The sequence below is a fragment of the Streptococcus mitis genome (assembly GCF_022137125.1).
Classification (GTDB): domain Bacteria; phylum Bacillota; class Bacilli; order Lactobacillales; family Streptococcaceae; genus Streptococcus; species Streptococcus mitis_CE.
Window position 1 is genome coordinate 192,504 of record NZ_JAKNEQ010000003.1, and the last position, 22,360, is coordinate 214,863.

Here is a 22,360-nt window from a genome sequence, read left to right on the forward strand (position 1 = left end):
ATTTCCTCTTTTTATCGCTGATTAACAGCTTTCATAACACGCGCGATGTCGCGGTTTTGCTCACGTCGTTTGATAGACTCCCGTTTATCATAGTCATGCTTCCCTTTAGCTAAACCTAAAAGGAGTTTAGCGTAACCATCTTTGATATAGACCTTAAGGGGAACCAGGGTCATTCCTGTTCCTTTAGTCTCTTGTTCTAATTTTTGGATTTGTTTCTTATGGAGCAGGAGTTTACGACGACGTTCTGGTTCTTGGTTCCAGATATTGCCCTCTTCGTAAGGAGCAATATGAACATTGCTCAACCAGACCTCCCCATTTTTTACTTGGGCAAAGCCATCCTTGAGATTGATTCGAGCAGCTCGTACACTCTTGATTTCAGTTCCTGTCAGGACCATCCCTGCCTCTAGCGTATCTACGATTGTATAGTCGTGGTGCGCCTTTTTATTTTGTGCGACGACCTTTCCCTCGCCCTTTGCCATGCTTGGCTCCTTTCTTAGCTACTTCCTTGTAAAAAGGTTTCTTACCTTTTTTCTTCTTGTCTTTTTGTGAATGCTTGCGCTTATCATTTGAGCGTCCTGATTTTCTCTTGTCTTCCTTCTTATCTGAACGACGATTTGAACCACGCCCTCTGTCACTACGACTAGACTGTTTCAAGCCTTTCTCAATCACATCAAACTCACTTGGGATATAAGAAAAGTCAATTTCACCCGTCATCTTGTCAGCTCTTTCAACCCGAATACGAATCTGTTGCCCTACACGGAAGGTTGTACCTGATTTCTCCCCACGAAGGGTTAAATCACGTTCATTGAAATGATAAAATTCAGGTAGATTGGTGATGTGAATCAAGCCTTCAACTGTATTTGGCAATTCAACAAAGAGTCCGAACTTGACGATACTTGATACAACCGCATCATACTCTTCGCCCACGTATGCTTCCATGTACTCAGCCTTTTTCATGGCTTCTACTTCACGCTCAGCCTCAATGGCACGACGCTCCCGGTTAGAAGACTGGGTCGCAATCTCTGGAATCACTTGTTCAAAATGCTCGGCTATTTCCTTAGAACGGCCGTAGTCCCGAATCATACGGTGAACAAGAAGGTCTGGATAACGTCGAATCGGGCTAGTAAAGTGAGTATAGTAGTCAGCTGCTAGTCCATAGTGGCCGTGATTATGCTCCGAATAGCGAGCCTGCTGCATAGAACGGAGAAGCATCATGGACAATACATCCGCATAAGGTTCTCCCTCAACAGTACACATGATGTCTTGGAGAGCCTCCTGGCTAATCTCACTAGCAGTCCCATAAATGCGCAAGCCAAAGCTTGAAGCATAATCAATAAACTTCTGAACCTTTTCAGCCTTGGGCTCCTCGTGAATTCGATAGATGAAAGGCAAATCCAGCTTGCTGAAATGCTCAGCAACTGTCTCATTGGCCATCAACATAAAGGACTCAATCATGCGCTCGGCAACACCACGCTGACGAAGAACGATATCAACAGGCTTACCTTGTTTATCAACTAAAATCTTAGCCTCATTGGTATCAAAATTGAGGGCTCCACGTTTCACACGCATACCTTCCAATGTCTCATGGAGCTTAGCCATGAGTTCAATACTTGGAACAATTTTCTGATATTCTTTTCTTTTTTCCTCGTCGCCAGCTAGGATATCATTGACATCGCTATAGGTCATACGGAAGCTAGTCTTGATTACCGTTTGTGTGATGGTGTAGTTGACCACACGACCATGTTTATCGATCTCCATAATGGCAGACTGGGTCAGGCGGTCAACTTGGGGATTGAGGGAGCAAATTCCATTAGACAATCGTTCTGGAAGCATTGGGACCACACGGTCTGTCACATAGACAGAAGTTGCGCGGTTAAGGGCTTCTTTGTCAAGGGCAGACCCCTCGGTCACATAGTAGGAAACATCCGCAATGTGAACTCCGAGTTCGATATTGCCATTTTTCAAGGCCTTGATATGTACCGCATCGTCCAAGTCCTTAGCATCAGCACCGTCAATGGTAAATGTAATCTCATCTCTCAAGTCCAGACGACCTTCCATATCCTTTTGAGACGGAGCATCCGGCACACTTTCTGCTTCCTTGACAACAGCTTCTGGAAACTCGGATACAATGTCCATTGATTCCAAGACCTCAAGAACATCAATCCCAACATCCGTTGAATGCCCCACCACATCAAGGACACTCGCTACAAAGAAATCATGTTTCTTACTTGGGTATTTGTCGATAAAGACCTTTAGAACTTCCGTCCCTTCTAGTTTAAGGGCAGGTTTCTTAACATAAATCGGTTGGCTGATTTTCTGGTTTTTTGAACGAATATAACCTGCATACTTAGGTTTTTCCTGATCTAGTACGATTTGACCGACAACGGTTGTTAAGCTGTGTTCTAGGATATCGATAATTTTGGCTTCTGCTGCTGTACCCTTATTGCGGTCAGCTACTTTTTTGATGACAACCTCAACGGTATCACCATCAATAGCATAGTTGACATCGTTTTTTCCTACAAAAAGGTCGTCCTCTTCCCCTTCTAGACTAACAAAACCAAAGCCATTTTTATGGGCATGAAAAATCCCCTTGAGGGTAATTTCATGTTTTTTCTTAACTTCTAAAGTCAGACTACCATCTTCCTCAAAGCGAATCTGGTGCTTTCTTTCCATTAGGGACAAGGTTTTAATCAACTCACGAAAATCCTTGGAACCGTCTTTTTCCAAAGCCTGAGCCAAGTCATTGACAGTTACCTTTCCCTTATCTTGTAAATATTCTTTTATTCTATCTTTCATATTTTCTTTCTAGATTTTTTGTTTTCTTTTACTGTAAAACCTTCTCAAATATCTTTTAAAAATAAAAAGAGGCAAAGACCTAGTCCTGCCCATTATTTTCTTATCTACTTGATAATACCGTCAATGCTAAGGCAATGGCTAGCCAGAAAAAGACTAAAATCCCTGTCAAACGCTGCATTACAGCTTCGAAACCGCGTGCTTTACTGCGTTCAAACAAATCACCTGAGCTGGCATCAAATACATTGCTGGATTGGTTTTTGGTTGGTTGCATGAAAATCGCAATCACAATCACAACAGATAATACTAATAAAATGGTTAATAATAGGTTATACATATCAAACTCCTTAAAATCCCTATTATTTTACCATAAAATCTACTTAGATTCAAGATGTAGGGTTACTTTTCTTTCCTTGGGACAATACTTTAAAACCTCAATCTTGTCTGGATGGGTTTTTGAATTTTTACTGGTTAGGTAATTGATACTGCCACAAGAGGAGCATTTGAGATTAATTTTTACTCGCACTAGATTTCCTTTACTTTTAATAATGTTCGAAATTGAAGAAGGTTAAAGAGACAACTAAAGGCAACACAAAGGCTTGTCGCATAAAAGACTGCATGGTAGCCAAATTGGCCTGCTACTGCAGAACCTGCCATGGGACCAACGACACCTCCCAGATAAAAGAAGACCTGATTGAAGGCAAATACTCTTGAAATACCAGCTTTGGGTGTCATCTTGCTGAGAAGAGCATTAACTCCGGGAATCAAGGCACCGGTTCCCAAGCCAAAGAGGAAACGATAAAGTCCTAGTTGAAGCGGGTTAGAGGCATTGGCACAGAAGAGATAGATGATGACTGAATAAAACTGGGCTACAACCAAGAGGCGATGATTGCCCACCTTGTCACCTAGCTTTCCCATAACACCTGCACTCATCATGCTGGAAAAGCCCATACTGGATACAATCAAACCAGAGACAAAAAGAAGATTCTCTGTCTGGCCTAAGTCGCGTACATACAGAGCTAAGATAGGTCCGATTGATTGGGCTGAAAATTGGATGACAAAACTGGTCAGAAAGAGGTTGACCAAGAGATAGGGATAGTTAACTGATGTAAATAATTCCTTTGTTGGAATGGCCTTTTCTTTTGCTACTGGTTGAAAATCTTCCTTGATAAAGCAAATAGTCAAAACAGCGGCTAAGAAGAGAAAACTACCAACCAGTAAAAAGACTGTACGAATGCCAAATAATTCTGCGATAAAGCCACCGATAAAAGGACCAGTTAAAGTACCTGCTACTACTCCTGTAGACAAAGTCCCAAGAGCAGAGCCTGATTTCTCCTTGGGAACCTGACTAGCTATCAAGGCTGTGGCGTTAGGAACAAAACCTGCAAATACACCATTTAGTAAGCGAAGAAAGATTAACCAATAAATATTTGGGACAAAAGCCAAGCCCCCCATAGTAATGGTCATGGCCATCCCAGCCCGAATCATCATGGGTTTTCGACCGTATTTGTCAGCAAGGATGCCCCAGATAGGAGAGAAAAGTGCCGCAGAAATGGCAGAGACAGAAATAGCTAAACCTGCATAAAAAGCAGCTTGATCACTCCCTACACCTAAATTTTCCACAAAAATAGGCATAAAAGGCACAACTAAGGAAATACTGGCTCCTGTCAGAAAATTACCAAACCAAGCAATGCGCAGATTATCTTTCCAGTTAATCTTTGTCATCTTGCTTACCTCCCTCAAGAAGGGTAAGCACCTGAGTTAGAAGCTGATCCTGATTGCCATTGTTATCTAGAACATGGCTAGCCAAATCTTTCTTTTTTTCTAAAGGCCACTGGGCTGCCAGACGAGATTCAGCTCCATCCTTGGATAACCGATCCCTTTTCATTAAGCGTTTCACTTGGACATCCCTATCCACATAGACCAGCCAAGTCTCATCAAACCAAGAGACGTAGTCCTGCTCAAAAAGTAAGGGTATATCCATGAAAAAAATCTCTTCTGTTTGAGCCAATTGGTCTCTTAATGTAGCTAGTTCCTCACGGATAATCTCTCCTTGGATTTGCTTAGACCATTCTCGTTCTTCAGGATTTGAAAAGATAAGACTAGCTAGCAAAGAGCGATTAAGTTCTCCATTTTCTAGAATGATTTCTTGACCAAAATGCTGGACTATAGCCTGAAACAGACGACCACCAGGTTTCTGTAGTTGATGGACGACTGCGTCGGCATCCACTACTTGCAAGCCTTGCTTTCTTAGAAAATTTGTCACAGTTGACTTACCAGAGGCAATTCCTCCAGTGATTCCGATAATTTTTCCCATCAATTCCTCCTTTGACACTGAGGACAAAAATGGGTACCTCGTCCGCCTAGTTGGACTTTCTCAATCACAGTGCCACAACGTGAGCATTCTTGACCAGCCTTGTCATAGACCTGATGAAAATCCTGCATAGTTCCATCTTCCCCAAAGGCATTGGTATAGGTCCGAATGGTGGAACCACCTTTTTCAACAGCCTGTCCCAATACAGCAATTGTCTGGTCATGAATAGCTGTCGCTTCTGCTGCTGTCAAAGTCTGGGAAGGCCTAGCTGGATGAACCTGAGCTCGCCAGAGGACCTCATCCACATAGATATTGCCAAGTCCAGCCACCAAGGTCTGGTCTAGGAGATGGGACTTGATAGGCTTTTTAGACTGAGCTAGAGCTACTTGAAAGACCTGTAAATCAAAGTCTTGTTCGCTTGGTTCAGGACCTAATTTCTTAGAAATAAAATAAGCTTCCAAGAGGCCAGGAGACAAGAGTTCCATAGTACCAAACTTGCGTACATCCTCATAAACAAGCGTGCCACCATCCTCAAACTGGAAGAAAAGATGGGCATGCTTGCGTTCAGGAACCTGGTCTGGATAGTAAAAATACTTGCCCTCCATCCGCAGATGGGAAATCAAGACCTTGTCTGTCAGGTAAAAAAGCAAATATTTGCCACGACGTCCCATTGACTCAACAACTTGACCAGGTACTTCCTTTCGAAACTCGTCCAAATCCGTTTTAATCATCTTGGGATAGCGAATTTCTATACTCGAAATTTTCTTTCCCAAAATCAATTTTTCTAAGCCACGACGAACGGTTTCAACCTCAGGTAATTCAGGCATAAGTCCTCCTTCTGTAAAAACAAGAAGCAGGCATGAGCCCACCTCTACTTAATATTCTTTTTCATTATAGCCAAAGTCAGCCAAATCTAGCTTTTTATCGCGCCAGTTTTTCTTGACCTTGACCCATGTTTCTAGGAAGACCTTATCTCCTAGCATCAGTTCAATATCACGACGGGCCATACTACCGATTTTCTTAAGCATAGCACCACCTTTACCGATGATAATCCCTTTTTGGCTATCGCGCTCGACCATGATGGTTGCACGGATGTGAACCTTGTCTGTCTCTTCGTCTCGTTTCATAGAATCCACAACTACTGCGACAGAATGCGGGATCTCTTCACGAGTTAGGTGCAAGACTTTCTCGCGAACCATCTCTGAAACCAAGAAACGTTCTGGATGGTCTGTGATTTGATCAGATGGGAAATATTGGAAACCTTCGTCCAGATTTTCACTCAAAATATCCACTAGACGAGAGACGTTATTCCCTTGAAGAGCTGAGATTGGAACGATTTCCTTAAAGTCCATTTGATTACGAAAATCATCAATCTGAGACAAAAGCTGGTCTGGATGAACCTTATCGATCTTGTTCACCACCAAAATGACAGGAACCTTGGCAGCCTTGAGACGCTCGATAATCATGTCGTCCCCTTTACCACGCGCTTCATCAGCAGGTACCATGAAAAGAACTGTATCCACTTCACGAAGGGTACTGTAGGCAGACTCAACCATAAAATCTCCGAGAGCTGTCTTAGGCTTGTGAATCCCTGGTGTATCAATAAAGACAATTTGTTCTTTATCAGTGGTGTAAATTCCCATGATTTTATTGCGCGTTGTCTGCGCCTTGTCACTCATGATGGCAATCTTTTGCCCCATAACGTGATTTAAAAAAGTTGACTTCCCAACATTGGGACGTCCTAAAATGGCTACAAAGCCTGATTTAAATGTCATAATTTCCTCTTACTGTTTAAAATATTAGATCCCAAATCCGTGGGAGAAAAATCAATGCGCCTGTTAAGGCCGCGAAAAGAGAGACCACTAATACCGCGCCAGCCGCCATATCCTTGGCATTTTTAGCCAGCATGGAAAAGTGATAGTGACTGGCCAAATCCACCACATTTTCAATAGCAGAGTTGATAATTTCAAAGGCTACTACCAAGAAAATGCTCAATAGGAGAAAGAGCCATTCGATTCGTGACACCTGAAAAACAAAACCTGCAAGAATGACTACAAGAGCCGTCACTGCATGTTTTCGCATATTGCGTTCTTCCTTTATGGCAGTAAAAATTCCTGTCAGGGCAAATTCTAAACTGGATATCAGGTCACGATTTTTCCATTTTCGTTTATTGTCTTGTGAGTCCATAGGCTGTCAAAATTTCTTCTTGTAAACCGAACATCTCCGCTTCTTCTTCTGGAGTGTAGTGATCATAGCCGTTGATATGTAAAAAGCCGTGTACTGCCAAGAAGCCCATCTCACGCTCAAAGCTATGTCCATATTCCTCAGCTTGCTCATGAGCCTTATCGATGGAGATGAACAATTCCCCAATATAGGCATCAAACTCAGACATCATCTCTGCTAATTCTGGATTTTCAAGCAAATCCTCTTCGTCAAAGGAAATTTCCAACTCTGGCTTATACTCAAGGCTGATGACATCTGTTGGACGGTCGGTGTCACGGTACTCCAGATTGAGTTCATGACTACGCTCATTGGTCACAAAGGTAACTGCCATCTCCTTGTCTTCTTTTCCTAATTTTTGGGCTGCAAATTCCAAAATCTCTTGGGTTTGTTGCAACATTTCTTTTGAAACTTGACCAGTTTCATCTACCATTTCAATATACATGTGCTTCTCGTTTCTCTTTACTTGGCTTTATTATACCACATTTCCATGATTTTATTCTACCTTTTTGATATAATACTATGGAATACAATCACAAGGAGAGAACGATGTCATTTGACGGATTTTTTTTACACCACATGGTTGAGGAATTGCGAAGAGAATTAGTGAATGGTCGCATTCAGAAAATCAATCAACCTTTTGAACAAGAGTTGGTCTTGCAAATCCGTAGCAATCGCCAAAGTCATCGCCTGCTCCTTTCTGCCCATCCAGTTTTTGGACGCATTCAGCTGACCCAAACAACTTTTGAAAACCCAGCCCAGCCTTCTACCTTTATCATGGTTTTAAGAAAATATTTGCAGGGTGCCCTGATTGAGTCGATTGAGCAAGTGGAAAATGACCGTATTGTGGAAATTACGGTTTCTAATAAAAACGAGATTGGGGACCATATTCAGGCTACCTTGATTATCGAAATTATGGGGAAACACAGTAATATTCTACTGGTCGATAAAAGCAGTCATAAAATCCTCGAAGTTATCAAACATGTTGGCTTTTCACAAAATAGCTACCGCACCTTGCTTCCTGGATCGACCTATATCGCTCCGCCAAGTACGGAAGCTCTCAATCCTTTTACAATCAAGGACGAGAAACTTTTTGAAATCCTGCAAACACAGGAAACGACAGCTAAAAATCTTCAAAGCCTCTTTCAAGGTCTGGGACGCGATACGGCAAATGAATTGGAAAACATTCTGGTTAGTGATAAACTGTCTACTTTCCGTAACTTTTTTAGTCAAGAAACCAAGCCCTACTTGACAGAGACTTCCTTCAGTCCAGTTCCTTTTGAAAATCAAGTGGGAGAGCCTTTTACCAGTCTTTCTGATTTGCTGGACACCTACTATAAGGACAAGGCTGAACGGGACCGCGTCAAACAGCAAGCCAGTGAACTGATTCGTCGTGTTGAAAATGAACTTCAAAAAAATCGCCATAAGCTGAAAAAACAAGAAAAAGAGTTACTGGCGACAGACAATGCGGAGGAATTTCGCCAAAAAGGGGAATTGCTGACAACCTTCCTCCACCAAGTTCCCAATGATCAAGACCAGGTTATCCTAGACAACTACTACACCAACCAACCTATCACCATTGCGCTTGATAAGGCCTTGACTCCCAACCAGAATGCCCAACGCTATTTCAAACGTTATCAGAAACTCAAAGAAGCTGTCAAATACTTGACTGATCTGATTGAAGAAACCAAGTCAACCATTCTCTATCTGGAAAGTGTCGAGACCGTCCTCAACCAAGCTGGACTAGAAGAAATCGCTGAAATCCGTGAAGAATTGATTCAAACTGGCTTTATCCGCAGAAGACAACGGGAGAAAATCCAGAAACGCAAAAAACCAGAACAATATCTAGCAAGCGATGGCAAAACCATCATCTATGTCGGTCGCAACAACCTGCAAAACGAGGAGCTAACCTTTAAAATGGCCCGCAAGGAGGAACTTTGGTTCCATGCCAAGGACATTCCTGGAAGTCACGTTGTCATCTCAGGAAATCTTGAGCCATCTGATGAAGTCAAGACAGACGCAGCAGAACTTGCAGCCTACTTCTCTCAAGGTCGCCTGTCAAATCTGGTTCAGGTAGATATGATTGAAGTCAAGAAACTCAACAAACCAACTGGTGGCAAACCAGGCTTTGTCACTTACACAGGACAAAAGACCCTCCGTGTCACACCAGATCCAGAAAAAATTGTATCAATGAAAAAATCCTGATTCGACTTGAAATCAGGATTTTTAACATACTATTCACTCAAATCATATCCAATATTAGGACTAATCTTTGCCACCTAGTTTCTCATTGATTTTCATCATCACACTAGCAATTTTTTCACCCCAATAAGGGTCTGAGGCATATTCAACATTCATACCAGACGCCTTGTTTCCAAGGAAAGTTCTGCCCCTATCAATATAATTTTCCTTAATCCACTTAGTTGCACCTAAAATTCCCTTATCCACATCATCAAATTTCTTAGCAGAAAGGTAAGGAGTCGTATCATAGGCTGTAATTCCAAAGAAATTATTCTTATCTTTAGCAATCTTACTTCGTCCCCAATCACTTTCTAAAGCACTATGGGCAAGGAGATAGAGGGCATTGATATGGTAATGTTCTTCGGCTTCCTTAAAGGTAGCTCCCTTGTTCTCCAAGAGGCTATTGTTAATGTTTAACAGACTAAATACCTTATCCAAGTCTTCAGCACTATAGTTTGTAGCCTCTGTTAAATCTTTGAAAAGGAAGGAATTCTCAAGCTTAAAACCATCAAAATGCAACCCATCTGCCGAATAATATTTCTTGCCTACTTCCATATCAGAAAGATGAGAAGCTACTGGGATACTAGCATTCTGAGCCACATAGTGATAAAAACGGTGGCCATCACTCTCATAATAAGGGATAAAATCCTTACTAGCATCTAATGCTTGTAAATCTTCTGTTTTCATATAGCCTGACAAACCAGAAACAGTAATAGCCAGATGCTTATCATCACTTTTTCTATCCTTATCTAGCCAGACGACACTACCTTGCGATATATAGGAGAGCTTTTCACCATCTGCATCATAAACATTTGCAGTCACTGGAAGGACCTGATAATACTCAGAGCTAGTCTTGGGCTCCTTATGCCATTTTCCATCGTTTCCTAGCTGATGACCATCAATAGTCTCATTTTTTGCCATGTAGCCAGCAGATTTGAAGTAGTACCAGGCTTGACTATGAGAATCATAGACCCATTCTTTTTCAGCCATTTTGCCATCAGATTTGAGGTAAAACCATGATTCTTTATCCAAAATCCATTCATTGGCTGCCATATAGCCTCCAGATTTTAGATAATAATACTGACCATTATCAAAAATCCATTCTTTATCAGCATGATTTCCATTTTCTTTAATGTAAAACCAAGATTGGTATTGTTTGTCAAAAAGCCAACCTTTCTGTACTTTGGCACCACTAGAATTCACATAAGCTTGGTCAATCCACTGACTTGTCAGTAAATAACCACCGGATTTGAAATAATAGTCCTTCCCTTTAATTTGGAGCCATTCTTTCTCTGCGTGCTGTCCATCTGCTTTGATATAAAACCAAGCGTCGTATTGAGAATCATAGACCCAGTCTTCTATTACCTTGGCACCTGTAGCACCGACATAGGAAGCTCCTAGCCAAGCATTTCTTTTCATCTTTCCATCTTGGTCAAGATAATAGAGGACTCCCTTGTCTTCTATCCATTCTGACTTGGCCATATAGCCACCAAATTTGAGGTAAAAATAGTCGTCACCTTGCTTTAGCCATTCATTTTCAGCATAGTTGGCATCTTCTTTTATATAAAACCAAGATTGATAGTGAGCATCAAAAATCCACTCATTAGCTGCTTGATTCCCATCTGCTTTCAGGTATTGTTTTCCTTGCCAAGTACCATCACTAGCCATTGCACTCTCTGGTCTGGCTAAGAAAAATAGCAGAGCTAAAAAAACAAATCTCAATTTCTTCATAAACTTTCTTCCTCTGTTCTTTCTATTTTATTGTATCAAAATTCTCTATAATCAATATTACAAACTGATAAAAAATCAAGAACAGATTGATTGCAGTTTACCTCAGAGACTCTTTTACTTCCTTGCGTAGATTTTCTAGACTGCTGATACCATATTTATCCATAACCTTTGGTAAATTTTCGATAATATCAGGACAGGCGTAAGGATTGGTAAAGTTGGCTGTTCCAACTCCTATAGCAGATGCTCCAGCCAGATACATTTCTAGGGCAGCTTCAGCCGAATCCACTCCTCCCATTCCAATGATAGGCAGGTCTGTTGTTTGGGCGACTTGGCGGATAAGTTTGAGGGCTACTGGAAAGACTGCTGGACCAGACATTCCACCTGTTCCATTGGCCAAGATTGGTTTTCTGGTTTTGAGGTCAAAACGCATTCCAACCAGAGTATTAATCATAGTCAAGCCACTTGCTCCTGCATCCTCTGCTGCCTTTGCGACAGTAACGATATCGGTCACACTAGGGGTTAATTTGACATAAACTGGCACATCAGAGGCTTCCACAGCTGCTTTCACCACATCATAAGCTAAATCTGGATCTTGACCAATCAAGAGTCCATGATTACAGTGATCTACGTTGGGACAAGAAATATTGAGCTCAATAGCCTTCACATTAGTTGCCTTGGAAATACCATGAGAAACAGCCGCATACTCTTGTTTTGAAAAACCAGCTACATTGGCAATAATAGGAAGATTTGGATATTCTCTTTCCAACCAAGGTAGCTTTTCAGCCAAAACAACTTCCAAACCAGGATTTTGCAAACCGATTGCATTAAGCATACCAGCGGGTGTTTCTGCCACCCTTGGAGTTGGATTGCCAAAACGGGGTTCAAGAGTTGTCGCCTTGATCATAATAGAACCCAAAAGGTCTAAATCATAGTACTTGGCATACTCTTGACCAAAACCAAAACAGCCTGATGCTGGAATAATCGGATTTTTCAAATCCAAACCAGGTAGAGAAACTTGTAAACGATTTGTAGTCATAATTTTCTCCTTATAATACAACTGTTCCTGTACGGAAAACAGGGCCATCTTCACAGACGCGTTGGCTGACCGTCTCGCTTTCTGGCACTTTTAGGACGCAGGCATAGCAAGCCCCCATCCCACAAGCCATACGAGATTCTAGAGATAGATAGGCTCTTGGGTGTTCATAAAAGGTTTGATTGATATACTTCATCATTCCAGGCGCCCCACATGAGTAGACGGCGTCAAACTGATTATCTAAATCATTGATGACGACTGACACATTTCCCTTGATGCTATAAGAACCATCATCTGTCGTTACAAAGACTTGACCATATTGAGCTAATTCCGTCTCTAAAATAACAGCATCCTTAGTGGCAAAACCAAGAACTGTCACTACTTTCACACCACGCGTATGCAATTCCTTGGCCACCTCAAGCAAGGGAGGAACACCAATCCCCCCACCAACAAGGAGAACCTGACTCTGCTCATCAAGATCAGACAAGTCAAAGCCATTCCCCTGAGGTCCCATCACATCAAGAGTATCTCCCTGACTTAAGGTTGAAAAAATAGCTGTACCAGCACCTTCAATCCGATAAATGAGATGACACTGCTTGTTAACCTTATCAATAGACGAAATTGAAATAGGACGACGCAAAAGATGGGCATCATCAGGCACACGCAGATGAAGAAATTGGCCTGCTCGCATGGCTTCAACCATTTCCCCTTCTAGAACTAATTCAAAGATTGCTGGCGCGATTTCTTCCTGTGCTACCACCTTCATGGTTTCCAAACGAATGGCACCCAAACGTTTCTTACATGTGGGATTCATGACTTTTCCTCCTTAAATTTTAAGGGGACCAGACAAAGAAAAGACCTTGCTAGTGCAAGGCCTCAGTTAAAATCGTACAACAGAAGAGAGCACACTCAAAAAGTCTCCTCTAGAAAATTGTACTATTCTTTTATCTGACACCTTGTGAGTCTCTCTGGACTCCCCTTAAAGGTTAAATTTTTACTAGTATACTCTTTCAGCAAAAAAAAGTCAAGTAGAAAACGAACATTCTACTTGACCTCACGAGATTATTTTTCACGAATGACTTCAACCTTGTAGCCATCAGGGTCTTTGACAAAGTAATAGTTAGGTGCAGTTCCTGGTAGACCATTTGGCTCAGTCACTTCATATCCTTTTGCACTATGCTCTTGATGAAGAGCTTCAAGATCAGGTGTACTTAGGGCGATATGGGCAAATCCATCTCCAACCACATAAGGACCATGATCGTAGTTATAAGTCAACTCCAACTCATAGTCGTCACCTTCAAGACCTAGATAGACAATCGTGAAGGCATGGTCTGGAAAATCTCTGCGACGCAATTCTTTAAATCCAAAAGCATCTTGATAGAATGCAATTGATTTTTCAAGATTTTCTACTCGCAAGCAAGTATGTAGCATTTTTGAAGCCATATTTTTCTCCTTTATTTTTAAAAAGACTGGGACAATCCTGTTCCAGTCTTATCTGTTATTATTTACCAAGTTTTGCTTTAGCTGCATCTGCAAGAGCTGTGAAAGCTGCTGCATCGTTAACAGCCAAGTCAGCAAGCATTTTACGGTTAACTTCGATCTCAGCCAATTTCAAACCATGCATCAATTGTGAGTATGAAAGTCCGTTCATACGAGCTGCCGCGTTGATACGAGTGATCCACAATTTGCGGAAGTCACGTTTTTTCTGACGACGGTCACGGTATGCATAGTAGTAAGAGTTCATTACTTGTTCTTTTGCAGTACGGAACAAGATGTGTTTAGCTCCATAGTAACCTTTTGCTAATTTAAGAATACGTTTACGACGTTTGCGTGATACAACGCCACCTTTAACACGTGCCATGTTTTATTTCCTCCAAATATTTCCTAGAATTGTTTACTTACAGTCAAGCTATTATTTCAAGCGAGTAAGCATTGCTTTGATACGTTTGTAATCTCCTGAATGCACCATAGATGCTTTACGAAGATGACGACGTTGTTTCTTAGTTTTTCCGTGGAAACGGTGAGAAGTGTAAGCACGGAAACGTTTAAGTCCACCAGAACCTGTACGTTTGAAACGTTTAGCTGATGCGCGGTGTGTTTTTTGTTTTGGCATGATTTTTTTCTCCTTTATTTAACTTTCTGACAATTATTTTTTGTCAGTTGCTGGCGCCAATTGCATGAACATTTGACGTCCATCCATTTTAGCACGTTGTTCGATGATGGCAATATCTTGAGTTGCTTCAGCAAACTCGGCTAAAACTTTTGCACCAATCTCTTTATGGGTAATCATACGACCCTTAAAGCGAATAGATACCTTAACTTTATTTCCTTTTTCAAGGAATTTACGTGCATTGCGAAGTTTTGTATCAAAGTCACCCTTGTCAATAGTTGGACTTAGACGAACTTCTTTCACAGTAACAACACTTTGTTTTTTACGTTGTTCTTTTTGCTTCTTCTGGTACTCAAATTTGAACTTACCGTAGTCCATAATTTTTGCAACAGGCGGTTTGGCTTGGGGTTGAATCAATACTAGGTCAACATTAGCGTTATCAGCCAAAGCTTGCGCTTCACTGAGTGGCTTGATGCCTAGCTGTTCTCCTTCAAGACCAATCAAGCGAACTTCACGTACACGAATCTCATCATTGATGAATAAGTCTTGCTTTGCTATGGTTTTCACCTCTTTTGTTTTATTAGAGAAAAACAATAGCGGACTCGTAAATATACAAGCCCGCACGTTATGATAGCGTTTCTTAGAAACTTTTCATCCGTAGGGCCAGGCAACTTAATGTCACAAGGCGAGAAGCTCTCACTTCTGCTTTTCTCAACTTTTATATAATACCAAGTTTTCGAGCCCTTGTCAAGATAAAAAGTTATTTTTTTGAAAAGTTTCTGTTTATATTTTGGCTTTATATTTTGACTTGGTTTACGCATCAAAAAAGAGAGAATCCAGTTGATTCCCTCTCTATGTTAGTTTTTACTTATTTTCCCTATAGGAAAGCTAGGATCTATTAAAAACTTCCTTTTTACGTGAACTGCCCCATCTTTCGATAAATAGAATCCCCACTAACAAAAGGATAATCAGGCAAGGAAGTAAGACTAGCCCCATACCCCAATTCAGATTGACATTATCAATCTGCTTAGGTAATCTTCCAGATAAAATCTCCACTGAACGCAAGTAAGTAAAGGGAATCAGATGTGCAATCCTTTGAAGAGGCTGAATTGTTTGGATGCCAAACAATAAGCCAACAATCCCAATGAGTGAAAGAAAGAGGACAGGCATTTTTTGCTTGAAAAAGTAAGCAATCAAGTACACTACTTCCACAATGACGATAAAGGCTAAGAAAGCTAATAACAAGCCAGGAAATAACACATCTTGTATCTTTCCAATAGTTACCTCTTGATTCACTAAGCTATAAATCGGGTAGGGATAATCTAACTGTCCAAAACCACTTATCAGACTTCCCACTAGAAAAGAAAATCCGCTGATTCCGATAAACAGCACAGTTACATAGCCCACCCCAACTCCAAGAGAAGACATTGCAAATGTCACTTTTGAAAAAGGATATAACTGAGCTGTGTCCAGATGATTTTGATATCTTTCTGCAAATAGTTGCGTTAGCATAAAAATAATAGCAACCACAAACAAGCTTGGGATTATAAGCTCTAAAATCCAGACAATCTGATCAATCCCGTGGGTCGGATAAACCAAATTGTGGGCTTTTATGTTCAAGGGATATAGGGCTTGGTAAGTCTTTCGTTCGCGGTCAACCGCCATTTTTAAGTCAGAACTAGAAGTCGGTTGCTTCGATACAATTTCATAACTCTTTTCCTCATCTTGCCACTGCAAATAGTAGGCTTCTTTCCAGCGTCCTTCTTTTAATAAAGTCAGAATTTCTGTCTTTTGAGTCGAATGATTTTTTTGCGATTCTAAATTAATTTTAGCAATCTGGTATTCCTCCGAGTTGGTATCAGATATTTGGGAGAGTTTCTCTTCATATTCATTGATGACTCTCTCATCTTTTACAAGACGGGTTTCCAACTCGCTCTCCAAGCTGAGTGAGTTTGCAGTCCGACTATTTAAATAAAAGGTAACACCGAGTCCAGATACAAATAAAGCTAAGATAATCCAGTTTAAGCGACTTTTGAAAACTTTTTTTAATAAAAATAGACTAACATCTTTCATAAACTAAACCTCTTCTATTTGCCCCTGGTGAATGGTTACTACTCTATCGCAGACATCAAGCAACTCTTCCTTATAGTGGGAACTTAAAAGAACCAGCTGTTCTTGTCTATCGATTTGTGCTAGCCTATCAAAAAACTTCTGTCGATAATACTCATCTAAGCCATTTGTAATCTCATCCATGAGCCAGCATTTCGCCTGACTGAGGAAATACATGGCAATCACCAAGCGTTGCTTCATGCCTAAGGAATACTTGCGAATGGGAAGTCTGACATAGTCAGACATTTCCCAATAGGCAATTTCCTCCCTCAAGTTCAGATCTGACTTCCAGATGTTTTTTATAAGACGAAGATAGTCCATCCCACTTAGGTTACCATCCAGCCATTCAACGCTTTCATAATAAAATAAAGAAGGAGGGGCTGCGATATTTCCACTACTTATAGGAATTAAATTGCTAATGGCGCGGAACAGTGTTGTCTTTCCAGAACCATTTATAGCAAGAATACCATAAATCCTACCCTTTTCAAATGTAAAATCAACATCTTGTAAGATGACTTGTCGTGTTTTTAAGGTCACATGAGTAAGATGCAACATATCTAGCCCTCCTTTTTATCACTCTTTAAGGATTAATAGCATCCGCTGGAGTAGTTTATTACATCATAACTATTGTAATTCCAACCAGAACCAATTTTATATTCAGAATAGCTATCATAACGATACCATAACAGGGAATTAATATAGTTATATCTCTGGGAATTCATACTAGACTTATAGTAGATATTCCAACCATACCTATAAGTTTTAAGAACGCTAACAGCAGATATACTGGACTGAAAAAGACCAATAGATCATAAACTAACTAATTAAACGATTTTTACTAATTTTTAATGATTTTATATCATCAATATTGAAGACGCTTTCATTATATCGTTTTTATCATTATTATGCAACAGATTTTTAGTTTATTTTACTAATATATAATATTTGTCCTTCCTATCGAACGCTTTCGATTTTCCAACTATTCCACCCCTTAAAGCGTATAGCTCCTTGCTGGTCAGTTCGGTAAACTTTGCTATTGATATCTTCCAGTCGTGTCAAGGTTTCCTGATGAGGTAGTTTGGTTCGATTGCTCTTTCCAACTGAGATAAGAGTAAGCTCTGGTTTGAGCTGTTCTAGAAAGGCTGAACTTGATGATTTTTTAGAGCCATGTTGGCTAGCTTTCAATACATCCACCTCTAAGTCAGGATATTGCTTCAGCATGTCCTTCTCTCCTTTCTCCTCCAAATTTCCCGTGAAGAGAAAGTGCTTATCCAAAAGTTTTCCATACAGAACCAGGGAATCATCATAACCTCCATCTCCTATTTTCCTTGGAGCTAGGACTTCTAACTGACTTCCAAAAATTAGCAAGTTCTCTCCTGTTGTCACACTGCGCACCTTGGTTTGAGTTGCCTGTAGTTCTGCAACAATTTCCTTCTGTTTCAAACTGCCTTTGGACACTAAAATTTCGCCTACATGGAAAGCCTTGGTCACCTCCAACAAATCTCCAACATGTTCCTTGTCCGTATTTGTCAAAATCAGCTGGTCAATCTTATCTACTCCACGACTTTTGAGGTAGGGAATCAAGGTTCGCTGGGCATTGCTAGTCGTTACCTTTTCTTGCCAAGCCTCAATTTTCTTATTTGACTCTGCCTTGCCACCTACATCTATGAGAATGGTTTTCCCAGTTACATCCCGTAGGAAAATACTTTCCCCTTGCCCCACATCCAGCATGGTGATTTCATTTTCCAGTGGATGCTTGGTCAGGAAAAAGAGACCTGTAATCAATAAGCTTAATACTGCTAGCCTTTTAATGTTTTTTCTCAAATCATATACTAAAGCCAAGGAAATTAACAATAAAATCAAAAACCATGCATTGGGTTTGCCAAAGACTAGAGGTCTACTTGTCACCTGTGAGACCAAACGAATAATGCCCTCCAACCATTCAAAAATAAAATTCAGCTGAATGACTGGGTAGAGAAAGGAAAGGGCAAATAAGATAGACAAGAGCGGTAAGAAGACCAAGTCAAATAGAAAGGAAAAGACAAAGGTCAAAAGGATAGACCAAGGTTGAAATTCCGCAAAATAGAAGGATAGAATGGGCAATATGCCCAAGGAAATGACTAGACTTTCTCTAGCAACAGCCTTGAGCCCCTCCCCTTCTTTGCTGGTCATGGTCAAGATAAAAGCATAAGCGCAGGACAAGACTCCTCCTGCAGTCAGGAAAAAGTCGGGCATGATGATAAAGAGTACAAGCACCGTCAAGGCAAAATTATCCAAGCCCTTAACACCATGTTGAGCCAGTAACTTTTGCAAGAGACTGCGAATAACCGATGCTGAAAATCCTGTCATCCCTGCATAGATAAGGGAAAAGGGATAAGTCAGCCATTTCAACTTTTCTTGAGTCAAGCCCAATCGTAAGAGGAGTTTCTTAAATCCATCCATGAAAAAGCCTACCTGCATACCCGACAAGGCAAAGAGGTGGATAATTCCTAGACTGGAATAAAGCTCATTCATCTCCTCAAAGTCCGTGTCCAGATGTCCTAATAGAAGCCCCGTCATGTAATTGCGCATAGGATCTGGAAAATGTGTCTTAATCCAAACTACAGCCTTTCGACGTAAACTGGACAGGTTTTCACCTACATTCCAACTGCCAACCTTTTGAAGTGACTTGATACTCTTGATAGTCAGTGTCTGGTAAATCCCTTGAGTCTTCAGATAGGCTTGGTAGTCAAATCCATCAAAATTCCTCTGCCCCTCTGGCTCCGAAAGCTTCCCTTCTAGTTCCAAGTCATGAAGAGCTATTAAGGCTTGAAAGGCTTCTTTCTCCTCCTCGGACTGAAGTTTATAATAGACTTGAAAAATGCGTCCATCAGACTTGCCACGAAAGGACAGACTATCACCATTGACCTTAATAGTATCGGGCAAAATCCGTACCCTTTCAACAGAATCCGCCAAATTTTGACTCGCTTGACTCTGTTGCCAATTTTGAAACAGAAACCAAAAGCCAAAGACTCCACAAATCACTAGAACTTTGCTAGCAGGTTTCCAAGGAAATTGGAAAAAAAGACAGACTAGCAGAAAAACGAAGCCCAACAAAGCAAGATAGGATGCTGAAAAAATGGCGTAGTAAAGCCAAAGCAACAGAAAACTAAGGTAAATTAGGGGAATAGAGAAATTCTTAATCCACTGTAACATAATCTTTTAACTTTTCTATGGTCTTGGCACCAATGCCAGAGACTTTCTTGAGTTCATCAACCGACTTGAATTTCCCATTTGCCTCACGATGGTCGATAATATCCTGAGCTCGTTTGCCACCCAGTCCTTTGACCTGCTTGAGTTCTTCCAGACTGGCCTTATTGAGATTGACCTTCTTTTCCTTGCTCGTTGAGGAAGCCGTCCCAGGACCTGCCTGCTGACTAGCTGCTTCTTCTCCCTTAGTTGGGACGTAAACCAGAGCCTCGTCACTAACTTTCTGAGCTAGATTGAGCGACTTGCTATCTGCTTGTTCTGTCAAGCCACCAGCCTTCTGAACAGCATCATTGACTCGACTACCTACAGGCAAATCATAAATCCCTGGCGATTTAACAGCACCTTTGACATCTACTGTGATTAGATCTTGTTCAAGGGGTTCTTCCTTTTCTTCCTTCTTTACTTCCTTTTCGGATACCGAATCCTTGGAAACTGCTACAACTTCTGCCTGCAAATTCGTTTCCTTGACAGGTGTTTGTGGAGCTGGCTTTAGCAGGAAAAATCCTCCGACAAGTAATCCCAGACCAGTACAGATAACAATGATTTTATACTCTTTGATTTTCTCGATAATTGCTTCCATATTTTCTCCTCTCTTAGATTATTCGTAAGAGGAAGAAAAAACAGTTGAAAATTTCTTCTCAACTGCTTATTTATATGTAAAATAGTCTTCCTTGGTCAAGACATAATGAACTCTTGTAACGATTCGGCCTTCTTCATGCTGGTCCATACAAGCATATGGTTCTTCATGGGAAAAGCGCATGCCTGATTTCTCCATGACCTTGCCAGATGCGGGATTATCCTTATCGTGAAGGGCGGTCAACTTGTTCATTCCAATCTTCTCAAAAGCCAGCTCAATCACGGCACGATTGGCTTCTGTCGTTAATCCTTGATTCCAATACTTTTTATTGATAATGTAGCCAATAGCCGCCTTCTTAAGAGCAGGATCAATCTTGTGCAAATCAATTGTTCCGATAAATTTGCCATTGCTTTTTAGTTCTATTCCCCAACGTCCCAAGGGATTAGCCAAGTAGAACTGAGCAATATTATTTTTGGTTTCTTCTAAATTTTGATTGGTTAGAAAAGTGTAACGTGTATTATCCTTATCCGAGGCATAGTCAAACATTTCTTCTGCATCATCCAAGGTTACAGGTCTAAGCAATAAACGCTCAGTCTCGACTATTGGATACTGAGCTAGTTTTAAAAAGATTGATTCCATACGTTTCTACCATTCAAAAGTATTTTCTATCAGTCTAGCATAAAAAAGAAGTTACAACAAGTTTTCCTTGCTTTTTAAAGCGGTTTCATATAGAATAAAATCATCACCTTATTTTATAGATAATTGTGATAAATCATTTATAACCCGTCAATAGAAAGGGAGTTTTTCTCTATGTTAATCGGAATTCCAAAAGAAATTAAGAATAATGAAAAACGTGTCGCCCTCACACCTGCTGGTGTCCACAGCTTAGTCGGTCGTGGTCATCGCGTCCTTATCGAAACAAATGCTGGTCTCGGTTCAGGCTTTACTGATACTGACTATCAAAAGCAAGGAGCTGAGATTGTCGCTACTGCTGGTGAAGCCTGGGCAGCTGAGTTGGTCGTGAAAGTAAAAGAACCACTAGCTTCTGAATATGGTTACTTACGTGACGACCTGCTTCTCTTCACCTACTTGCACATGGCCGCTGCTCCAGAATTAGCAGATGCTATGCTAGCAGCAAAAACAACAGGGATTGCCTATGAAACTGTTCGTGATTCCCAAGGTCAGTTACCACTCCTCGTACCTATGAGTGAGGTTGCAGGCCGTATGGCAGTCCAAATCGGTGCTCATTTCCTAACCAAGCAAGCAGGAGGTGCTGGCGTTCTACTGGGTGGTGTCCCGGGTGTACCTAAAGGGAAAGTAACCATCATCGGTGGCGGTGTCGTAGGGACCCATGCTGCCCGCATCGCTTTAGGATTGGGAGCGCAAGTGACCATCCTTGATATCAGTGCTAAACGTCTCTCTGTTTTAGAGGAGGTCTTTGGTCATCAAATTCAAACCCTTATGTCCAATTCGCTCAACATCGAAGCCAGTGTGAGAGATGCGGATGTGGTGATCGGAGCGGTTCTCATCCCAGGTGCCAAAGCACCAAAATTGGTGACAGATGAGATGGTCAAGCAAATGCGTCCAGGATCAGTCATCGTTGACGTTGCTGTTGACCAAGGTGGTGTTATCGAGACAGCTGACCGTGTGACAACGCACGATGAGCCTGTCTATGAAAAACACGGTGTGCTCCACTATGCCGTTGCTAACATCCCCGGTGCAGTTGCCCGTACTTCAACCATCGCCCTAACTAATGTCACTCTTCCTTATATCGAAGCTTTGGCTGGTAAAGGTTTTGTGCAAGCAATCTCTGAGGATGAGGGCTTGCGTCAAGGTGTTACCACTTATCAAGGTTACTTAACCAGTCTTCCAGTAGCTCAAGGTCTCGATCAAAAACATACTCCAATTGATGAACTAGTATAAAAAATGGCTCTATAATATTTGTAGTGGGTAAATTCCCTATAGATATTATGGAGCCTATTT

General features: G+C 41.1%; 24 protein-coding genes, 1 pseudogene and 1 other annotated feature. Of the genes and pseudogenes, 3 read left to right on the forward strand and 22 right to left on the reverse strand.

The window, feature by feature from the left end; genetic code table 11:
- Nucleotides 1-11: 11 nt before the first annotated feature.
- From smpB to ybeY, 10 genes are all read right to left on the reverse strand, one after another.
- Nucleotides 12-479 carry an SsrA-binding protein SmpB gene (smpB, locus tag L0P31_RS04540; protein WP_001051742.1) on the reverse strand — a complete coding sequence of 156 codons (468 nt, stop codon included), beginning with the start codon at nucleotides 477-479 and terminating at the stop codon, nucleotides 12-14.
- Entirely contained in the window at nucleotides 442-2,796 is a 2,355-nt protein-coding gene (rnr, locus tag L0P31_RS04545) for a ribonuclease R (protein WP_078238345.1), read from the reverse strand. The genes smpB and rnr overlap by 38 nt, the downstream gene beginning before the upstream one ends.
- Before the next feature lie 100 nt (nucleotides 2,797-2,896).
- Entirely contained in the window at nucleotides 2,897-3,130 is a 234-nt protein-coding gene (secG, locus tag L0P31_RS04550) for a preprotein translocase subunit SecG (RefSeq protein WP_000282517.1), read from the reverse strand.
- Between the two features lie 39 nt (nucleotides 3,131-3,169).
- On the reverse strand, nucleotides 3,170-3,319 hold the full coding sequence (rpmG, locus tag L0P31_RS04555) for a 50S ribosomal protein L33 (protein ID WP_001809104.1): 150 nt from the start codon (nucleotides 3,317-3,319) through the stop codon (nucleotides 3,170-3,172).
- Nucleotides 3,319-4,518 (reverse strand): multidrug efflux MFS transporter PmrA, encoded by a 1,200-nt coding sequence (locus L0P31_RS04560; protein WP_238095960.1) that lies wholly within the window; start codon nucleotides 4,516-4,518, stop codon nucleotides 3,319-3,321. The genes rpmG and L0P31_RS04560 overlap by 1 nt, the downstream gene beginning before the upstream one ends.
- Complete coding sequence (gene coaE, locus L0P31_RS04565; RefSeq protein WP_078238343.1) at nucleotides 4,505-5,110, reverse strand: dephospho-CoA kinase; 606 nt, start codon at nucleotides 5,108-5,110, stop codon at nucleotides 4,505-4,507. Before coaE ends, L0P31_RS04560 begins: the two co-directional genes overlap by 14 nt.
- Entirely contained in the window at nucleotides 5,110-5,934 is an 825-nt protein-coding gene (gene mutM, locus L0P31_RS04570) for a DNA-formamidopyrimidine glycosylase (protein ID WP_078238342.1), read from the reverse strand. Before mutM ends, coaE begins: the two co-directional genes overlap by 1 nt.
- Before the next feature lie 48 nt (nucleotides 5,935-5,982).
- Entirely contained in the window at nucleotides 5,983-6,882 is a 900-nt protein-coding gene (gene era / locus L0P31_RS04575; protein ID WP_000143264.1) for a GTPase Era, read from the reverse strand.
- A gap of 16 nt (nucleotides 6,883-6,898) precedes the next feature.
- The gene (locus L0P31_RS04580; RefSeq protein WP_000378165.1) at nucleotides 6,899-7,294 is read right to left on the reverse strand and encodes a diacylglycerol kinase family protein; all 396 of its coding nucleotides are present in this window, start codon (nucleotides 7,292-7,294) and stop codon (nucleotides 6,899-6,901) included.
- On the reverse strand, nucleotides 7,275-7,772 hold the full coding sequence (ybeY, locus tag L0P31_RS04585) for an rRNA maturation RNase YbeY (RefSeq protein ID WP_000275159.1): 498 nt from the start codon (nucleotides 7,770-7,772) through the stop codon (nucleotides 7,275-7,277). The genes L0P31_RS04580 and ybeY overlap by 20 nt, the downstream gene beginning before the upstream one ends.
- Before the next feature lie 104 nt (nucleotides 7,773-7,876).
- On the opposite strand from ybeY, the gene pavA reads away from it, so the two are divergent.
- Nucleotides 7,877-9,532 (forward strand): Rqc2 family fibronectin-binding protein PavA, encoded by a 1,656-nt coding sequence (pavA, locus tag L0P31_RS04590; RefSeq protein ID WP_238095962.1) that lies wholly within the window; start codon nucleotides 7,877-7,879, stop codon nucleotides 9,530-9,532.
- A gap of 60 nt (nucleotides 9,533-9,592) precedes the next feature.
- Here the strand turns inward: pavA and L0P31_RS04595 are convergent, their stop codons facing one another.
- From L0P31_RS04595 to infC, 7 genes are all read right to left on the reverse strand, one after another.
- On the reverse strand, nucleotides 9,593-11,299 hold the full coding sequence (locus tag L0P31_RS04595; protein ID WP_238095965.1) for a glucosaminidase domain-containing protein: 1,707 nt from the start codon (nucleotides 11,297-11,299) through the stop codon (nucleotides 9,593-9,595).
- Between the two features lie 97 nt (nucleotides 11,300-11,396).
- The gene (locus tag L0P31_RS04600) at nucleotides 11,397-12,383 is read right to left on the reverse strand and encodes a dihydroorotate dehydrogenase (protein WP_238095967.1); all 987 of its coding nucleotides are present in this window, start codon (nucleotides 12,381-12,383) and stop codon (nucleotides 11,397-11,399) included.
- Nucleotides 12,346-13,146, reverse strand: coding sequence for a dihydroorotate dehydrogenase electron transfer subunit (locus L0P31_RS04605; protein ID WP_238095969.1), 801 nt, complete (start codon nucleotides 13,144-13,146; stop codon nucleotides 12,346-12,348). The genes L0P31_RS04600 and L0P31_RS04605 overlap by 38 nt, the downstream gene beginning before the upstream one ends.
- Nucleotides 13,147-13,394: 248 nt before the next feature.
- Entirely contained in the window at nucleotides 13,395-13,775 is a 381-nt protein-coding gene (gene gloA, locus L0P31_RS04610) for a lactoylglutathione lyase (RefSeq protein WP_000157153.1), read from the reverse strand.
- A 58-nt stretch (nucleotides 13,776-13,833) separates the two neighbouring features.
- The gene (gene rplT, locus L0P31_RS04615) at nucleotides 13,834-14,193 is read right to left on the reverse strand and encodes a 50S ribosomal protein L20 (RefSeq protein ID WP_000124834.1); all 360 of its coding nucleotides are present in this window, start codon (nucleotides 14,191-14,193) and stop codon (nucleotides 13,834-13,836) included.
- A 51-nt stretch (nucleotides 14,194-14,244) separates the two neighbouring features.
- Nucleotides 14,245-14,445, reverse strand: coding sequence for a 50S ribosomal protein L35 (rpmI, locus tag L0P31_RS04620; RefSeq protein WP_001125943.1), 201 nt, complete (start codon nucleotides 14,443-14,445; stop codon nucleotides 14,245-14,247).
- A 33-nt stretch (nucleotides 14,446-14,478) separates the two neighbouring features.
- Nucleotides 14,479-15,009, reverse strand: a complete 531-nt coding sequence (gene infC, locus L0P31_RS04625; RefSeq protein ID WP_000848180.1) for a translation initiation factor IF-3 — start codon at nucleotides 15,007-15,009, stop codon at nucleotides 14,479-14,481.
- A 15-nt stretch (nucleotides 15,010-15,024) separates the two neighbouring features.
- Nucleotides 15,025-15,156: a sequence feature (ribosomal protein L20 leader region), on the reverse strand.
- An 8-nt stretch (nucleotides 15,157-15,164) separates the two neighbouring features.
- Between infC and L0P31_RS09450 the strand changes: the two are divergent.
- Nucleotides 15,165-15,344: pseudogene (locus L0P31_RS09450) on the forward strand (hypothetical protein).
- Here L0P31_RS09450 and L0P31_RS04630 read toward each other — a convergent pair.
- The 5 genes from L0P31_RS04630 to L0P31_RS04650 form a co-directional block, all read right to left on the reverse strand.
- Nucleotides 15,331-16,515 (reverse strand): hypothetical protein, encoded by a 1,185-nt coding sequence (locus L0P31_RS04630; RefSeq protein WP_238095971.1) that lies wholly within the window; start codon nucleotides 16,513-16,515, stop codon nucleotides 15,331-15,333. The pseudogene L0P31_RS09450 and the gene L0P31_RS04630 overlap by 14 nt on opposite strands.
- A 3-nt stretch (nucleotides 16,516-16,518) precedes the next feature.
- Nucleotides 16,519-17,106, reverse strand: a complete 588-nt coding sequence (locus L0P31_RS04635; RefSeq protein WP_070527344.1) for an ABC transporter ATP-binding protein — start codon at nucleotides 17,104-17,106, stop codon at nucleotides 16,519-16,521.
- Between the two features lie 399 nt (nucleotides 17,107-17,505).
- Nucleotides 17,506-19,746, reverse strand: a complete 2,241-nt coding sequence (locus L0P31_RS04640; RefSeq protein ID WP_238095973.1) for a DNA internalization-related competence protein ComEC/Rec2 — start codon at nucleotides 19,744-19,746, stop codon at nucleotides 17,506-17,508.
- Entirely contained in the window at nucleotides 19,730-20,380 is a 651-nt protein-coding gene (locus L0P31_RS04645; RefSeq protein ID WP_000387351.1) for a helix-hairpin-helix domain-containing protein, read from the reverse strand. Before L0P31_RS04645 ends, L0P31_RS04640 begins: the two co-directional genes overlap by 17 nt.
- Before the next feature lie 66 nt (nucleotides 20,381-20,446).
- Complete coding sequence (locus L0P31_RS04650) at nucleotides 20,447-21,016, reverse strand: GNAT family N-acetyltransferase (RefSeq protein ID WP_000443732.1); 570 nt, start codon at nucleotides 21,014-21,016, stop codon at nucleotides 20,447-20,449.
- 171 nt (nucleotides 21,017-21,187) lie between these two features.
- Between L0P31_RS04650 and ald the strand changes: the two genes are divergently transcribed.
- Complete coding sequence (gene ald, locus L0P31_RS04655) at nucleotides 21,188-22,300, forward strand: alanine dehydrogenase (RefSeq protein ID WP_238095975.1); 1,113 nt, start codon at nucleotides 21,188-21,190, stop codon at nucleotides 22,298-22,300.
- The last annotated feature ends 60 nt before the right edge of the window (nucleotides 22,301-22,360 follow it).

What these genes read in the sequence shown, in the direction of transcription:
- rnr (WP_078238345.1), bottom strand. Translation starts at nt 2,796, where the DNA reads ATGAAAGATAGAATAAAAGAATATTTACAAGATAAGGGAAAGGTAACT.
- L0P31_RS04600 (WP_238095967.1), bottom strand. Translation starts at nt 12,383, where the DNA reads ATGGCCCTGTTTTCCGTACAGGAACAGTTGTATTATAAGGAGAAAATT.
- rplT (WP_000124834.1), bottom strand. Translation starts at nt 14,193, where the DNA reads ATGGCACGTGTTAAAGGTGGCGTTGTATCACGCAAACGTCGTAAACGT.
- rpmI (WP_001125943.1), bottom strand. Translation starts at nt 14,445, where the DNA reads ATGCCAAAACAAAAAACACACCGCGCATCAGCTAAACGTTTCAAACGT.
- coaE (WP_078238343.1), bottom strand. Translation starts at nt 5,110, where the DNA reads ATGGGAAAAATTATCGGAATCACTGGAGGAATTGCCTCTGGTAAGTCA.
- L0P31_RS04640 (WP_238095973.1), bottom strand. Translation starts at nt 19,746, where the DNA reads ATGTTACAGTGGATTAAGAATTTCTCTATTCCCCTAATTTACCTTAGT.
- L0P31_RS04595 (WP_238095965.1), bottom strand. Translation starts at nt 11,299, where the DNA reads ATGAAGAAATTGAGATTTGTTTTTTTAGCTCTGCTATTTTTCTTAGCC.
- L0P31_RS04650 (WP_000443732.1), bottom strand. Translation starts at nt 21,016, where the DNA reads ATGGAATCAATCTTTTTAAAACTAGCTCAGTATCCAATAGTCGAGACT.
- L0P31_RS04635 (WP_070527344.1), bottom strand. Translation starts at nt 17,106, where the DNA reads ATGTTGCATCTTACTCATGTGACCTTAAAAACACGACAAGTCATCTTA.
- L0P31_RS04645 (WP_000387351.1), bottom strand. Translation starts at nt 20,380, where the DNA reads ATGGAAGCAATTATCGAGAAAATCAAAGAGTATAAAATCATTGTTATC.
- secG (WP_000282517.1), bottom strand. Translation starts at nt 3,130, where the DNA reads ATGTATAACCTATTATTAACCATTTTATTAGTATTATCTGTTGTGATT.
- gloA (WP_000157153.1), bottom strand. Translation starts at nt 13,775, where the DNA reads ATGGCTTCAAAAATGCTACATACTTGCTTGCGAGTAGAAAATCTTGAA.
- L0P31_RS04580 (WP_000378165.1), bottom strand. Translation starts at nt 7,294, where the DNA reads ATGGACTCACAAGACAATAAACGAAAATGGAAAAATCGTGACCTGATA.
- L0P31_RS04630 (WP_238095971.1), bottom strand. Translation starts at nt 16,515, where the DNA reads ATGAAAGATGTTAGTCTATTTTTATTAAAAAAAGTTTTCAAAAGTCGC.
- pavA (WP_238095962.1), top strand. Translation starts at nt 7,877, where the DNA reads ATGTCATTTGACGGATTTTTTTTACACCACATGGTTGAGGAATTGCGA.
- mutM (WP_078238342.1), bottom strand. Translation starts at nt 5,934, where the DNA reads ATGCCTGAATTACCTGAGGTTGAAACCGTTCGTCGTGGCTTAGAAAAA.
- smpB (WP_001051742.1), bottom strand. Translation starts at nt 479, where the DNA reads ATGGCAAAGGGCGAGGGAAAGGTCGTCGCACAAAATAAAAAGGCGCAC.
- ald (WP_238095975.1), top strand. Translation starts at nt 21,188, where the DNA reads ATGTTAATCGGAATTCCAAAAGAAATTAAGAATAATGAAAAACGTGTC.
- ybeY (WP_000275159.1), bottom strand. Translation starts at nt 7,772, where the DNA reads ATGTATATTGAAATGGTAGATGAAACTGGTCAAGTTTCAAAAGAAATG.
- era (WP_000143264.1), bottom strand. Translation starts at nt 6,882, where the DNA reads ATGACATTTAAATCAGGCTTTGTAGCCATTTTAGGACGTCCCAATGTT.
- L0P31_RS04605 (WP_238095969.1), bottom strand. Translation starts at nt 13,146, where the DNA reads ATGAATCCCACATGTAAGAAACGTTTGGGTGCCATTCGTTTGGAAACC.
- L0P31_RS04560 (WP_238095960.1), bottom strand. Translation starts at nt 4,518, where the DNA reads ATGACAAAGATTAACTGGAAAGATAATCTGCGCATTGCTTGGTTTGGT.